Genomic DNA, 14,484 nt, shown 5'->3' on the forward strand with positions numbered 1-14,484 from the left:
AAGCTTTCCTATTCTTCATATAAAAAGCCGATTTCATACTACAGAAATCGGCCTACGTTTTAGCAGGAAAATTATTGCGAATCGTTTCAAGCGCATGCTCTTTCACAATTTGTTTTCCATACTCACTTACACGATGAATTGTTAAAGTTGATTCTTCTCCATATTCTAAAATAATACTTAAAATACGATCGATTTCTTCTTCATCATGTAGCACTTCATCGAATTCCACATATACATAATAGCGGTCCTCAAATGAATACAGCTCATCTTTTATATCTTCAAAGATAAGACGATGACTTAATGAAATGACATCTTCAAAATCATTAAATTTAATTAAAAAGCCAAACGTACCATCTTCATTAAAGTTTGTTCCTGTTTGTTCTTCTACCTCTTCGACTAATTCTTGTTGGAATAATGATTCGATGCCTTCATCTAGAGGAATATCTATAATTTTGTCTACCCCTATCGGTAGTTCTAGCTTTTGTCCGTCCTTTGAAAGCTCTGCTTTCGTGACAAGTACTTCAATCCCTTTATCGACTGCTTGCACTTGAATCCATAACGGTCCATCAATAAAGAAATCGTCATGATCACGAGCTTCGTCCATCATCTCCCAAAAGAGCTCTTCACTTCGTTCGCGATCATACCAAATTTCTTCACGATTAAATCCTCTATCCTCTATATCAATGTACGTAATAAAAAATTTCATCGTATGATCATTAATTCTTTCAATATCCAAAATACAACTCTCCCTTCCTGCTTAGAATTGTTATGAAGGGATTCCCCACTCATATGACAAATCAATAGATTCTTGTACTCTCATTTTATGATAAGATTCTCCAGAATGGAAATAAAATCGATTTATTTTACAAAAATAGTTATATGCCTATCTTTACTCGATAAACTACATAAATATATTATTATAGCGATTTCTTACTTACAAAAAATTTGGACATACATTTCCACATTCCCCCGTACACTGTAATAAAGTGAAACTTCTATTAGAAGAGATTATTTAACAACAACTTTCTTCATCACATACATATAGTTCGCTTATTAAAACATCATAAATGGAGGCAGACGAATGGACTTAGAGTTTTTAACATCCGTACTAATGATTGTCGGTATCGATGTTGTATTAGGTGGTGACAATGCAATCGTCATCGCACTAGCTAGCCGAAATTTACCTGAATCGAAACGAAATAAGGCTATTTTGATCGGTACTCTTTTAGCGATTGTACTAAGAATCATCCTTACTATACTAGCTGTCTATTTACTCGACATTCCATTTCTACAATTGATTGGCGGGGTTTTACTTACATTAATTGCAGTCAATTTATTAACCGATAATAGCAACGATCTTTCTTCTATTCAAGGAAAAACAACTTTATTTCAAGCTGTGCGGACAATTGTTTTCGCGGATCTCGTTATGGGGTTTGATAATGTTATTGCCATTGCAGGTGCAGCTCACGGGAGATTTTTACTCGTCATAATCGGCTTACTCATTTCTATCCCGATTATTATTTGGGGCAGCAAACTTATTTTAATACTTATGGAACGATTTCCATTCCTCATTTATTGCGGTGCAGCGATTCTTGCCTATACTGCAGGAAAAATGGTTACACATGAAGACAGACTTGCAACCTTTTTTCATAACAATCCAAGTTTCACTACAAGCATTCCTTATTTGTTCATTTTCACTATTTTATGCATCGGCTTTATCGTACAACAAGTTCGATTACGCAATGTGAAACATTAAAAAAAACCTTCTACTATATAATAGGTAGAAGGTTTTCATATTATTATAATTAATTTACAAGACGTTGTGCTTCACGTAATTGGAACGTTCTTACTGTACGTGGTAAGAAACGACGAATTTCGTCTTCGTTGTAACCAACTTGAAGGCGTTTCTCGTCAATCATAATTGGACGACGTAAAATCCCTGGATAGTCACGAATCATCTTATATAAATCTTGAAGTGGTAAAGACTCTAAGTTTACATTCAATTCTTGGAAAACTTTCGAACGAGTAGAAATAATCTCATCCGTTCCGCTTTCTGTCATACGTAAAATCTCTTTAATTTCCTCAATCGTTAATGGATCTGAGAAAATATTACGTTCTGTATAGGGAATATGATTTTCCTCTAGCCATAATTTCGCCTTTCTACAAGACGTACAGCTTGGAGAACTATATAATGTTACCATACAAAGCTCACTCTCCTTAAAGAGTACAAATTCTGTACTAAATACAGTTTTAATTTCTAACTTCAGCAATTTTTCGCGATAACTTGTCTTATTGAAAAGTACAAAAATCGCATTTCATGTAAGCAACAACTTATAATAAACAACAATTACTTTTAATAAGTAACTTCTATAATCATTATACAATAGATTTTGCAAGAAATATACAGTAAATTTCCTGCTAGTTGAGAAAACTCTTCCGTGCATTTCACTGCTATGTAACATGATTACGCTCACTTCAGCTGTACTTTAACAATAACTTTCAATCCTTTTACTACTCACTTCTCATAGATTTTTCATATAATATATAGTTATTTATCTATAATCTTCCCTATGAAAAAGAGAACGTTTTCTTACTTTTTCTTGATAAATCAATTAAGAAATGTAAGACTATACAAATGAGAATAAAAAGGAACGTTTGTTCTCATTTTAACAAATATCCTCCCTCCTGTCTACACGATTTCTAAAGTAAATTAAATATTTTTCTGACATTTCTTTCTTTTTCATTTTTTATCTCATACAATAAACATACAGACAGGCAAAGGGGGAGTTTTCAAATGATTGCTTTTTTTATTGATTTTATTACGGTTGCTGCCCTCATCATCGGAATAACAGCATTGATTGGTGTCATTACAAATAGCATCGGCGAAAAGCTCTTTGGTGGAAAAGAAAAAATGAAGTTTGTTAACAAAAGTTTGGATGTACAATCTGGCTGGAACCAAGTTGGCGGAAAAGGCATTTATAAGAAACGAACGTATTAAAAAAAAAGCAGGCGATCACCTGCTTTTTTTTATTTCTCTACTGACGCCCATTTAAAGCTTAAATCGCCGCCATATTTATGGTTATACATATTTTTAATTGAATCTCTTTGTAAATATGCTCTACCACGTTGATATACTGGAACGATCGCAGCATCATCAAGTAACATTTTTTCTGCTTCTAATAAGTTCTTCCAACGAGCATTTACATCGCTTCCATCTTTTTTCGCCTTCATAATGATTTCATCGTATTTTGGATTAGAGTACTTCATCTTATTTTGTGACCCATCTGTTACAAACATATCAAGATATGTAATTGGATCTGGGAAGTCCGCACTCCATCCAGAGAATGACATGACATAATCGCCCGCATCTTCTAATTTTAGTTTTTGTGCGAATGGTTGTTGTTTAATTTTTACTGTTAAACCTGGTAAATTCTTTTCTAATTCACCTTTTAAATATTCACCAGTTTTCTTTGATAACTCTACATCTTCATTTAATAATTCTAATTCGATTTCATTTTTACCAAGTTCTTTTTTACCAGCTTCCCAATATTTCTTCGCTTCTTTCACGTTTGGTTTTACAATATCCCCGTTTACAGCACGGAAATCTTTTTTATCTGGTCCTTTAATGAAGTTATCAGGAATTAATCCTGTTGCTGGCTTAGAACCGTTATTTAATAATGTATCCACGAATGGCTTACGGTCAAAAGCAAGTGAAATTGCTTTACGAATATTTTTATTTGCTAAAGCTGGATCTTTTTGATTTAAACGAAGGAAGAATACAGATGTATCTTCTACTGTTTGGAAATCTGGTTTTCCTTTATATTTATCAATAAACTCCGCTAATAACGACGCTCGATCAATTGCATTTGTTTCATATAAGTTAATTGGCGTAGATGTATCTTTTACAATATTAAAGTTTACTTCTTCAATCTTCACTTCTTTATTGTCCCAATATGACGCGCTCTTTGTCATTTTAAAGCTACGTTCATGTTGCCAATCACTTAATGTAAATGGTCCGTTATAAAGCGTTGTATTCGCTTCCAAACCAAACTTCGTACCTTGCTCTTTCACAAACTTTTCATTCACAGGATAGAAGATTGGATATACCATTAAATCTACAAGGTATGGAATTGAATTATCTAATTCCACTTCTAATGTATAATCATCAATCGCCTTTACCCCTAATTGATCCGGACTCATCTCTTTTTTATTAATTTTCTCTGCATTTTTTATATCATACATAATGTACGCTGATTTCGCAGCTGTATCTGGGTTAATCGCTCTTTGCCATGCGTATACGAAATCTTTTGCCGTCACAGGATCACCATTTGACCATTTTGCGTCTTCACGTAATTTAAATGTATATTTTTTACCATCTTCTGATTTTTGGAATTCCTTCGCTACACCAGGAACTAGCTTATCATCTTTTCCTAAACTGTATAAGCCTTCCATCGTATTACCCATTACTCTTGAAGAAACTGCATCAGCTGATAACGCTGGATCCATCGTTGGAATTTCTTGCGTTTCAATTAAGTTAATAACTTGCTTCGCACCGCTTTTCCCGCTATCCCCTTTTGCGTTCGCTTGCGGTTCATCTTTTTGGTAGCTACATGCCCCTAACATCATGCTCATTGCTACTGTTGATACTACAAAAACTGGCATCTTTTTTTTCATACTTCCACCCTCCATAAAAATGTTAGCCCTTTCATTTTCAAACAGAAAGAAATATATATATGTTCTAATAATTCATATTATACACACAAATATATTTTTTGTATATTTATATTTCTATTTCATTAAAATTTCCTGTTAAAAAATAAATCTTTGTAAACGTTTCATATTGCTGATTATTCTTACTAAAGTGTTAAAAACAATATTTTTTATACTTTTCTAAATTATCAGAGAAAAATGAATTTTATATCTCATAATACTTTATGTATAATTATCCTTTTGTTTTTATCATAAAATAGCACTCTCTTCATAATAAAAATATGTAGGCTAAAATGAGTGCAAAGGTTAAGAAAGTATGTTACGATACATTTTGCTAAAAATAGATATCGGTAAAGAGGGGACGGACATGGCAGCAATTCAGGCAAAAAACGGGCCTACTGAGAAATTAAGTTTATTCTTATTAACATGGCCTATTTTTCTAGAAGTTTTTCTTTTTATGTTAATGGGGATCGCTGATACTTTCATGTTAAGTGCATTATCAGACGATGCTGTATCTGGGGTTGGTGCAGCGAATCAATACCTCCATATCGCTATTTTGGTACTAGAAGTCATCGGGAACGGCGCAGCTATCGTCGTATCTCAATACCTCGGTTCCAAACGCTTTATGGAAGCATCTAAAATATCAGCATTAGCCGTCACATTAAATTTAATAGTTGGGCTCGTTATAAGCACTGGTTTTCTTTTATTTTCGAAACATATGATGCTCGCAATGAACTTACAAGGCGATGTACTAACGTATGCGCAAAACTACTTATCTATCGTCGGAGGAGCCATCTTCCTACAAGCTATTATTAACTCATTAGCCGCAATTATCCGTGTACACGGTTTTACAAAGCAAGCGATGTTTATTTCACTCGGAATGAATATGATTCATATCGCTGGAAACTACGTACTCATTTTCGGGAAATTTGGTTTTCCTGAGCTCGGTGTACAAGGGGCTGCCATTTCTTCTGCTGTCAGCCGACTTATAGCGCTTATTGTTTTCTTCTGGTTACTATACCGCGTTATGGAATATCGTGTGAAATTACAATATTATTTCACCTTATCAAAAGAATATATCGGAAAAATTTTAAAAATCGGGATTCCATCTGCTTTTGAGCAAGTTATGTATCAAGCTTGTCAAATTGTCTTCTTATACTATGCAACATATTTAGGAACGGAATCGTTAGCGGCTAGACAATACGCTACGAACATTTCTATGTTCACTTATTTATTCGCTATTGCAATTGGTATGGGAACAGCCATTATTATTGGCCGCCTCGTTGGTGGTGGCGAAAAAGATGAAGCATACGAACGCTTGTGGAAAAGTGTAAAATGGGCGATTGGTGTAACTTTATGTATGGTCGCTCTCGTTATTACATTCCGTACACAATTAATGGGACTGTTTACAGATAATCCGTACATTATCGGGTTAGGCGCAAGTGTTCTTTTACTAAGTGTACTACTTGAAACGGGACGTACGATGAATATCGTCATCATTAATTCGCTTCGTGCAGCTGGTGATGCAAAATATCCTGTTTTAATCGGTGCATTCTCTATGGTGTTAATGAGTTTACCACTAGGTTACTTTTTCGCCTTTCATTTAGATATGGGGCTCGTTGGTATTTGGCTAGCAATCGCCATCGACGAATGGACACGTGCCATTATTATGTTCTTCCGCTGGAAAAGTAGAGCATGGGAGCGTTATGCACTTGTTAAACCTGAAGAACAAGAGGAGAATGTTTCTGTTCAAGTTCAGTAATTTTGCATATGGATATCACTAATGATACATGAGATTTATATCGGCGATTCTTTAAATATATCGACTGACCGACAAATGTATACAATTCTTTTATATAGTAGAAAAAGAGCCATCCTTCCATAACAGAAGAATGGCTCTTTTTCTTATTGATAAATCTCTTTATATTTCTTGTACTCCGCTTCCGAACATAGTACGAAATGTCCCGGGCGAATTTCACGCATTGTTGGTGCTTCACTACCATAATTATGCTGTGATGGATCATATACGATACGTTTACGATTGCGCTCATAATCTGGATCTGGAAGTGGAATCGCTGATAATAGTGATTTCGTATATGGATGAATTGGATTCGCATATAATTCATCACTTGTTGTTAACTCAACGATTTGGCCACGGTACATTACACCAATACGATCACTAATGTATTTTACCATTGATAAATCATGGGCGATGAATAAGTATGTTAAACCTTTTTCTTTTTGTAACTTTTTCAGTAAGTTTACAACTTGCGCCTGAATCGATACGTCAAGTGCTGAGATCGGCTCATCGGCAATGATAAATTCTGGGTCTACAGCAAGCGCTCGAGCGATACCGATACGCTGACGTTGTCCACCTGAGAATTCGTGTGGGAAACGGTTTGCGTGCTCTTTATTTAAACCAACTGTGTTTAATAGTTCATGAACACGGTCCATGCGCTCTTTTTTACTTTTCGCTAATCCGTGAATATCAATACCTTCTGCGATAATATCCCCTACTGTCATACGAGGATTTAATGATGCGTATGGATCTTGGAAAATCATTTGCATTTTACGGTTGAATTTCTTCAGTTCTGCGCGTGATTTCTTACCATGTACGTTTTCACCATCGAACAATACTTCACCAGCAGTTGCATCATATAAACGAATAATCGTTCTTCCAGTTGTCGATTTACCACAACCTGATTCTCCTACAAGACCAAATGTTTCTCCGCGGTAAATATCAAATGAAATATCATTAACCGCTTTGACAACACCACCACTCACGTCGAAGTGCTGCTTTACATTTTTTACTTCAATTAATTTCTCACGTTGTTTAGTCATGTTGTTCACCTGCTTTCATTTGAAGAATGCGTTTTTCAACGACTGCTGGCGGTTTTACTTCTGGAGCTTGCTCGTGAAGTAACCAAGTTGCCGCATAGTGCGTATCACTTACTTTAAATAAAGGTGGGTCCATTTCAAAATCAATTTTCAGTGCCTGTGGGTTACGTGGTGCAAAAGCATCTCCCTTTGGCGGCTTCAATAAATCTGGAGGCGTTCCAGGGATTGCATATAACTCTTCTTCTGAACCATCTAAACTTGGCATAGATGCGATTAAACCCCAAGTATATGGATGTTTCGGATTGTAGAAAATTTCATCTACAGTTCCAATTTCAACAACTTTACCAGCGTACATAACTGCCACTCGGTCCGCAACGTTTGCTACTACACCTAAGTCATGCGTAATGAAAATGATTGCTGCTTCTGTTTTTTGCTGAATGTCTTTCATAAGTTCTAAAATTTGCGCCTGAATCGTAACGTCTAGCGCTGTTGTCGGCTCATCGGCAATTAATAATTTCGGGTTACAAGCTAACGCCATCGCAATAACTACACGCTGTCTCATACCACCTGAGAATTGGTGAGGATATTGTTTTAAACGAGCTTCTGGATTTGGAATACCTACAAGGTCAATTAATTCTAAAGCAACTTTACGTGCATCTGCTTTACTCATCCCTTGGTGTTTAATTAGACCTTCCATAATTTGATTTCCAATTGTCATCGTTGGGTTTAATGATGTCATTGGATCTTGGAAAATCATCGCGATATCTTTACCGCGTACTTGCTGCATTTCTTTTTCTGTTAATTTCGTTAAGTCACGACCTTCAAATACGATTTCACCATTTTTAATGCGTCCAGGAGGATTCGGAATTAATCCCATTAACGCTTTAGAAGTAACTGATTTCCCTGAACCAGATTCTCCTACAATCGCCAATGTTTCTCCTTTTTTCAAATCAAAAGTAACGCCGCGTACAGCTTGTACTTCACCTGCATGTGTATCAAAGGAGACTTGTAAATCTTTTACCTCTAACAATGTTTTCATCTTTGCCTCTCCCCTCTTTTACTTACGCATTTTTGGATCTAACGCGTCGCGTAATCCGTCTGCCATTAAGTTAAACGCTAAAATTAATATACTGATGACAACCGCAGGGATGAACATCATATGCGGATACGTTTGAATAGATTTATAACCATCATTTACAAGAGAACCTAGTGACGCAAATGGCGGCTGAATTCCTAAACCGATGAAACTTAAGAACGCTTCACCAAACACCGCTGATGGAATTGTAAACATTGTCATTACGATAATAGGTCCCATTACGTTTGGAATTAAATGTTTCACAATTAATTGTGTATTTGTTGCACCTAATGTACGAGATGCTAATACATATTCTTGGTTTTTTAACTTTAAGATTTGTCCACGAACAATACGCGACATCCCTATCCAACCTGTAATCGCCATCGCGAGTGTAATTGACCAAATACCAGATCCCATAATGATTACCATTAAAATAACGATGATTAAGTATGGAATACCGTTAATAATCTCCATAATACGTTGCATAATGTTATCTACTCTACCGCCGTAGAATGCTGAAATACCTCCGTATGCAACCCCAATTACTAAGTCAATTGCTGCTGCTAAAAGAGCGATATATAATGATACGCGTGTACCTTCCCATGTTCTTGTCCATAAGTCACGGCCAAGATCATCTGTACCAAACCAGAAGTACTCTTTAATATCACGTTTTTCATATTGGTCAACACCATATTGATCTGTACCGTCAAATGGTAACCAATGAACATTTTCAATAACTGGAATTTTTGGTGGTAATTTCGCTCGACCTAAATCTTGCTCTTTATACGAGTGTTTACTTACCATCGGTCCAAAAATCGCTAATAGTGCAATGATAACTAATAATACAAGGCCAAGCATCGCACCTTTATGTTGGAATAAACGTCTTCTTACATCTTGCCAAAACGTTAGGCTTGGACGGGCAATGACTTCATTATCAACATTATTTTGATTGGCTTGTTGAAATAAATCTGGAGATAATTTTTGTACATCTTTCATCATTTTTTCCCTCCCGCTAAACGAATACGAGGATCAATAATTCCGTATAAAATATCGACAATGAAAATAACTAAAATGAAGATTGCACTATAGAAAATCGTAGTTCCCATAATAACTGTATAGTCATTTAAAGTAATCGATTTAACGAATTGTTCCCCAAGTCCTGGTACAGCATAAATTTGCTCGATAACAAGTGTTCCTGTAATTAATGCCGCAACCATTGGTCCTAAAATTGTTACAACTGGAATTAACGCATTACGAAGTGCATGTTTGACAATAATAACGCCTTGGCTAATTCCTTTCGCTTTCGCTGTTAAAATGTAATCGGCTTGCATAACTTCAATTAATTCTGCACGAGAGAAACGTGCGATTGTTGCGATAACTCCCATCGATAATGCAATTGTAGGCATTACAGTAAACTCTGGTCCTTTCCAGAATGCTACTGGGAACCAGCCAAGTTTTACCCCTACGAAATATTGCAGTAATGCGGCGAATACGAATGATGGTACCGACATTCCGAGTACCGAAATAACTGTTGCACTATAATCTACCCACGTATTATTACGAAGTGCGGCAACAATACCTAAAATTAAACCGATAAATGTTCCTAATATAATCGCTTGTAAACCTAATTGGGCTGATGGTCCAATACGATCCACAATCATGTCTGTTACTGGGCGGTTATCATATTGGAATGATACCCCTAAATCACCTTTTGCTAGGTTACCTAAGTAACGTGCGTATTGAACTGGTACCGGATCATTCAATCCGTATTTTTCAAGAATGATTTCTTTTTGTGCCGGTGATAGCTTCTCCTGGTTTTTAAGCGGAGAACCCGGAAGTAATTTCATCAAAAAGAAAGTCAGTGTAGTAATTAAAAATAATGTCAAAGCCATGTACACGAAACGTTTTAATACATAACGTCCCATATCAAGCACCTCCCCGTTTTTCTCAAAAGCAATAAGATAGTTTAAAATATTCTTACTTTTATTTTTTTAAAATAAGAGCATATGCCCATCATAGGCATATACCCTTGTAAACGATGGAAAAAAAGATTATTTTTGTTCAACAGATGCCCATTTGTAAGTTAATTTACCACCATAGTTAATTGGGATAATATCTTTTACGGCACCTTTTACTACATACGCTGAACCTTTTTGGAAGATTGGAGTGATAACTGCATCCTCTTTAATTAACATCTTCTCTACTTCTAGAAGGTTGTCCCAGCGAGCTTGTAAATCTTTTGTATCTGTTTTAGCTTTTAGGATTAACTCATCATATTTCTGATTAGAATACCCTGTTTTATTTTGAGAACCATTCGTAACAAACATATCTAAATATGAGATTGGATCTGGGAAATCTGGTCCCCAAATACCAAACGCAATATCATATTGCTGAGAATCTTCTAATTTATTTTTTTGTGCGAATGGTTGCTGTTTAATTTTAATTGATAAACCTGGTAAGTTCTTTTCCATCTCACCTTTTAAGAATTCCCCAACTTTTTTAGCATCTTCATTATCAAAGTTTAAGAATTCTAGTTCGATTTTATCAGTTCCAAGCTCTTTCTTCGCTGTTTCCCAAAGTTTTTTCGCTTCTTTTGGATTTGTTTCAACTAGCTTTCCATTTTCAGCTCGGAAATCTTTTTTATTCGGACCTTCAGCGAAATCTTTTCCAACAAATCCGTAAGCTCCAATTGCACCGTTATTTAAAATAACTTTTGCAATGTTATCACGGTCAAAGGACATTGAAATTGCTTTTCTTAAGTTTTTATTACTTAAGTACTGATTACTTTGGTTAAATCTTAAGTAAGCAACCCCTGCTTCTTTTCTTGTTTGGAACTCTGGGCTTTTTCTAAACTTATCAACAAATTCAGACGTTAAAGCCGCTCGATCAATCGCGTTTGTCTCATATAAATTTACATCAGTTGCTGTATTTTTTACAATATTAAAGTTGATTTCTTCGATTTTAACCGTTTTATTATCCCAATATGAAGGGTTCTTCTTGAATTGGAAACTTTGTTCATGTTTCCAATCACTCATAACGAATGGACCGTTATATAATGTTGTATTTGCCTCTAAACCAAATTTATCCCCTTGTGCTTTTACAAAGTTTTCATTTAGTGGGTAAAATACTGGATAAACTGTTAAATCGATAAAGTAAGGAACGGGATTGTCTAATTCTACTTCTAATGTATAATCATCAATCGCTTTTACACCTAATTGGTCAGCAGGTAATTCTTTTTTATGAATTTTCTCTGCATTTTTAATATCGAACATAATGTACGAATACGTTGCTTTTGTATCTGGATTTACTGCTCTTTTCCATGAATACACAAAATCTTTAGCTGTTACAGGTTCCCCATTCGACCATTTCGCATCTTTTCTTAATTTAAATATGTATTTCTTCCCATCATCTAGCTTTTCGACATCTTCTGCAACTCCAGGCATTCTCTTTTGATCTTTGCCAATACGATATAAACCTTCCATCGTATTATTTAATGCTGTAGAAGATGAAGAATCAGATGCCAATGATGCATCCATTGACGGAATTTCAGATAACTCTGTTAAATTAAGAATCTGTTTTCCGTTACTACTACTCGTAGCGTTCTCTTTCCCTTTTGCTTTTGCGTCATCTTTTTGGTAGCTACACGCGCTAAGCAACATACTTGCAGTTAAAGTTGATGCAAGTAATAACGGTATCTTTTTCTTCATGTTGTGTTGCCTCCCCTAATTGCACTTCCTGTACCCTCACTTGTTAAAAAGTAGAATTGAAAGAATAATCTCCAAGTTTCTACAATTTTCATTATACATATAATATAACAATTGTGAATATAGTTTTTTGTTTTTTTGTTAAAATTTTTAATAAAATATTTATATTTTTAATTTTTCGTAAAGGGATACATTAACATTGCTACCATCATCTTAAAATCAGACCTTTAATTGCGTATAATTTTCAAAAAATTAATCCTAGTACTTATTATAGCTTTTATAGTATAATAATTCTAGTAATATTTTGACGGAGGGGAATATTTTGAATAAAGTTTTTTTTCATACTTGTATACTAATTTTTATAGCGATGATTGCTTCTAGTATTGGTGCATTCCTCATTTCATCTCAATTTTTGTTGAACTTTGTCAACATTTTGTTTTATATTGCACTGTTTTTTATTCTTATCGGCGGTTTTTTATACATATTTCAAAATGGTTTTTTCAATGTAACCATTTACGCATTCCAAAGAGTATTTGGTACGAACAAAAAGATTGACTCTTTAATTGAAGAAGTCGAGGAACCTACAGATAAGAAAGAACGTATTTATAAAACATATTCATTCAAATGGACATATCCAATTTGTATTACAGGTATCTTCCTTGGGTTGTTCTCGACACTCATTAGCTTTACTATTTTGATGTAGTTTGCAAACACTATCCCATATGATATAATAATCAGCAAAACATTTTGTTATAAAACTTTAGTTCTTTCATATTAAAAGAGCTCAAGTAACAATAAATAAATTTATATGTATGCGATGATAAAGAAGAGTACATATTGAGGCAATTTCAGAGAGCTTGTGGTTGGTGTGAACAAGTAATTGTACAGTATGGAATGGGCTTTTGAGCACCAAACCGAACCGAAAGTAGTAGGCTTTGGCGTTATATCCAAACGTTATTATGGATTAGAGAGATTTCACAGTAGTGAAATAATTAGGGTGGTACCACGGTCCATTCGTCCCTATAGTTTTTGGGATGAATGGGCTTTTTTGTTTGCCTTCTCTTCCCCACATCACGCATTCTATTTTAGGAGGAATTACTTATGTCAGTTATCTTTTCTGGTATTCAACCAAGTGGAACGATTACACTTGGAAACTATTTAGGAGCAATGAAGCAGTTTACAGAGCTTCAAAATGAACACGACTGTTATTTCTGTATTGTAAACCAACATGCGATTACAGTACCTCAAGATCCCGTCGGGCTTCGTAAAAACATCCGCAGTCTTGCTGCACTTTATGTAGCATGCGGCATCGATCCTGAAAAAGCTACTTTATTTGTACAATCAGAAGTACCAGCACACGCTCAACTAGGATGGATCATGCAATCTGTTGCTTACGTTGGAGAATTAGAACGTATGACGCAATATAAAGATAAAGCTTCTGGTAGAGATTCAGTTCCAGCTGGATTACTTACGTATCCACCATTAATGGCTGCTGATATTTTACTTTACAACACTGAAATCGTGCCGGTTGGTGATGACCAAAAGCAACATATCGAATTAACACGTGACTTAGCAGAGCGTTTCAACAAACGTTACCGCGAAATCTTCACAATGCCTGAAATTCGCATTCCAAAAGTAGGAGCTCGCGTTATGTCATTAACAGAGCCTACGAAAAAAATGAGTAAATCTGATCCGAATCCAAAATCAATGATTAGTATGCTTGATGAGCCAAAAACAATTGAAAAGAAAATTAAGAGTGCTGTAACTGACTCTGAAGGTATTGTGAAATTTGATAAGGAAAACAAACCTGGTATCTCTAATTTATTAACAATCTACTCTTCATTCTCTGGAAAAACAGTTGAAGAAATCGAAGCAATGTACAAAGGAAAAGGATACGGCGACTTCAAAGGCGACCTAGCGCAAGTAGTCGTAGAAGCTATTCGTCCAATCCAAGACAAATATAACGAACTAATCAACTCACCAGAACTAGACGAAATCCTAGACAAAGGTGCAGAAAAAGCAAACCGCGTTGCATTCAAACAACTACGCAAAGTAGAAAACGCAATGGGACTAAGCAGAAAACGTAGGTAACATATAAAGCGGAGGCAGCTCGTTCAGCTCTGACTGGATAAGGTTCTTTCGCATAGAAGACGCTTT

The 14,484-nt window shown here is 35.3% G+C and carries 13 protein-coding genes and 1 other annotated feature; of the genes, 5 read left to right on the forward strand and 8 right to left on the reverse strand.

Features of this window, described 5'->3' with window-relative positions; genetic code table 11:
* Positions 1-52: 52 nt before the first annotated feature.
* A complete protein-coding gene (gene mecA, locus BLT20_RS01855) occupies positions 53-736 on the reverse strand; it encodes an adaptor protein MecA (protein WP_000350713.1) in 684 nt (227 codons plus the stop codon).
* Positions 737-1,081: 345 nt separating this feature from the next.
* On the opposite strand from mecA, the gene BLT20_RS01860 reads away from it, so the two are divergent.
* Positions 1,082-1,756, forward strand: coding sequence for a TerC family protein (locus tag BLT20_RS01860; protein WP_000362607.1), 675 nt, complete (start codon positions 1,082-1,084; stop codon positions 1,754-1,756).
* A gap of 49 nt (positions 1,757-1,805) precedes the next feature.
* On the opposite strand, the gene spx is transcribed toward BLT20_RS01860, so the two are convergent.
* Positions 1,806-2,201 (reverse strand): transcriptional regulator Spx, encoded by a 396-nt coding sequence (spx, locus tag BLT20_RS01865; RefSeq protein ID WP_000258267.1) that lies wholly within the window; start codon positions 2,199-2,201, stop codon positions 1,806-1,808.
* A 593-nt stretch (positions 2,202-2,794) separates the two neighbouring features.
* Between spx and BLT20_RS01875 the strand changes: the two genes are divergently transcribed.
* Positions 2,795-2,998 carry a hypothetical protein gene (locus BLT20_RS01875; RefSeq protein WP_000559971.1) on the forward strand — a complete coding sequence of 68 codons (204 nt, stop codon included), beginning with the start codon at positions 2,795-2,797 and terminating at the stop codon, positions 2,996-2,998.
* 29 nt (positions 2,999-3,027) lie between these two features.
* Here BLT20_RS01875 and BLT20_RS01880 read toward each other — a convergent pair whose 3' ends face one another.
* On the reverse strand, positions 3,028-4,674 hold the full coding sequence (locus BLT20_RS01880) for a peptide ABC transporter substrate-binding protein (RefSeq protein WP_000728609.1): 1,647 nt from the start codon (positions 4,672-4,674) through the stop codon (positions 3,028-3,030).
* A 352-nt stretch (positions 4,675-5,026) separates the two neighbouring features.
* Here BLT20_RS01880 and BLT20_RS01885 point away from each other — a divergent pair, with 352 nt between their 5' ends.
* Positions 5,027-6,472, forward strand: coding sequence for an MATE family efflux transporter (locus BLT20_RS01885; RefSeq protein ID WP_002182545.1), 1,446 nt, complete (start codon positions 5,027-5,029; stop codon positions 6,470-6,472).
* Positions 6,473-6,615: 143 nt separating this feature from the next.
* On the opposite strand, the gene BLT20_RS01890 is transcribed toward BLT20_RS01885, so the two are convergent.
* From BLT20_RS01890 to BLT20_RS01910, 5 genes are all read right to left on the reverse strand, one after another.
* Positions 6,616-7,551 carry an ABC transporter ATP-binding protein gene (locus BLT20_RS01890; RefSeq protein ID WP_000166348.1) on the reverse strand — a complete coding sequence of 312 codons (936 nt, stop codon included), beginning with the start codon at positions 7,549-7,551 and terminating at the stop codon, positions 6,616-6,618.
* Entirely contained in the window at positions 7,544-8,587 is a 1,044-nt protein-coding gene (locus BLT20_RS01895; RefSeq protein ID WP_000854346.1) for an ABC transporter ATP-binding protein, read from the reverse strand. Before BLT20_RS01895 ends, BLT20_RS01890 begins: the two co-directional genes overlap by 8 nt.
* 18 nt (positions 8,588-8,605) lie before the next feature.
* A complete protein-coding gene (gene opp3C, locus BLT20_RS01900) occupies positions 8,606-9,622 on the reverse strand; it encodes an oligopeptide ABC transporter permease (protein ID WP_000974106.1) in 1,017 nt (338 codons plus the stop codon).
* Complete coding sequence (opp3b, locus tag BLT20_RS01905) at positions 9,619-10,548, reverse strand: oligopeptide ABC transporter permease (RefSeq protein ID WP_000534167.1); 930 nt, start codon at positions 10,546-10,548, stop codon at positions 9,619-9,621. The genes opp3C and opp3b overlap by 4 nt, the downstream gene beginning before the upstream one ends.
* Positions 10,549-10,674: 126 nt before the next feature.
* Positions 10,675-12,330 carry a peptide ABC transporter substrate-binding protein gene (locus tag BLT20_RS01910; RefSeq protein WP_000727217.1) on the reverse strand — a complete coding sequence of 552 codons (1,656 nt, stop codon included), beginning with the start codon at positions 12,328-12,330 and terminating at the stop codon, positions 10,675-10,677.
* Between the two features lie 319 nt (positions 12,331-12,649).
* Here BLT20_RS01910 and BLT20_RS01920 point away from each other — a divergent pair, with 319 nt between their 5' ends.
* The gene (locus tag BLT20_RS01920) at positions 12,650-13,030 is read left to right on the forward strand and encodes a DUF3899 domain-containing protein (RefSeq protein ID WP_001044997.1); all 381 of its coding nucleotides are present in this window, start codon (positions 12,650-12,652) and stop codon (positions 13,028-13,030) included.
* Positions 13,031-13,135: 105 nt separating this feature from the next.
* Positions 13,136-13,352, forward strand: a binding site (T-box leader).
* A 76-nt stretch (positions 13,353-13,428) separates the two neighbouring features.
* Positions 13,429-14,418 carry a tryptophan--tRNA ligase gene (gene trpS, locus BLT20_RS01925; protein ID WP_000110983.1) on the forward strand — a complete coding sequence of 330 codons (990 nt, stop codon included), beginning with the start codon at positions 13,429-13,431 and terminating at the stop codon, positions 14,416-14,418.
* The last annotated feature ends 66 nt before the right edge of the window (positions 14,419-14,484 follow it).

The sequence above is a fragment of the Bacillus sp. cl96 genome (genome assembly GCF_900100505.1).
Classification (GTDB): Bacteria; Bacillota; Bacilli; order Bacillales; family Bacillaceae_G; genus Bacillus_A; species Bacillus_A cereus.

Excerpts from the sequence above, each read along its gene's own strand:
- BLT20_RS01895 (WP_000854346.1), bottom strand. The coding sequence starts at position 8,587 with ATGAAAACATTGTTAGAGGTAAAAGATTTACAAGTCTCCTTTGATACA.
- trpS (WP_000110983.1), top strand. The coding sequence starts at position 13,429 with ATGTCAGTTATCTTTTCTGGTATTCAACCAAGTGGAACGATTACACTT.
- BLT20_RS01880 (WP_000728609.1), bottom strand. The coding sequence starts at position 4,674 with ATGAAAAAAAAGATGCCAGTTTTTGTAGTATCAACAGTAGCAATGAGC.
- BLT20_RS01890 (WP_000166348.1), bottom strand. The coding sequence starts at position 7,551 with ATGACTAAACAACGTGAGAAATTAATTGAAGTAAAAAATGTAAAGCAG.
- BLT20_RS01910 (WP_000727217.1), bottom strand. The coding sequence starts at position 12,330 with ATGAAGAAAAAGATACCGTTATTACTTGCATCAACTTTAACTGCAAGT.
- BLT20_RS01860 (WP_000362607.1), top strand. The coding sequence starts at position 1,082 with ATGGACTTAGAGTTTTTAACATCCGTACTAATGATTGTCGGTATCGAT.
- opp3C (WP_000974106.1), bottom strand. The coding sequence starts at position 9,622 with ATGATGAAAGATGTACAAAAATTATCTCCAGATTTATTTCAACAAGCC.
- BLT20_RS01885 (WP_002182545.1), top strand. The coding sequence starts at position 5,027 with ATGTTACGATACATTTTGCTAAAAATAGATATCGGTAAAGAGGGGACG.
- opp3b (WP_000534167.1), bottom strand. The coding sequence starts at position 10,548 with ATGGGACGTTATGTATTAAAACGTTTCGTGTACATGGCTTTGACATTA.
- spx (WP_000258267.1), bottom strand. The coding sequence starts at position 2,201 with ATGGTAACATTATATAGTTCTCCAAGCTGTACGTCTTGTAGAAAGGCG.
- BLT20_RS01875 (WP_000559971.1), top strand. The coding sequence starts at position 2,795 with ATGATTGCTTTTTTTATTGATTTTATTACGGTTGCTGCCCTCATCATC.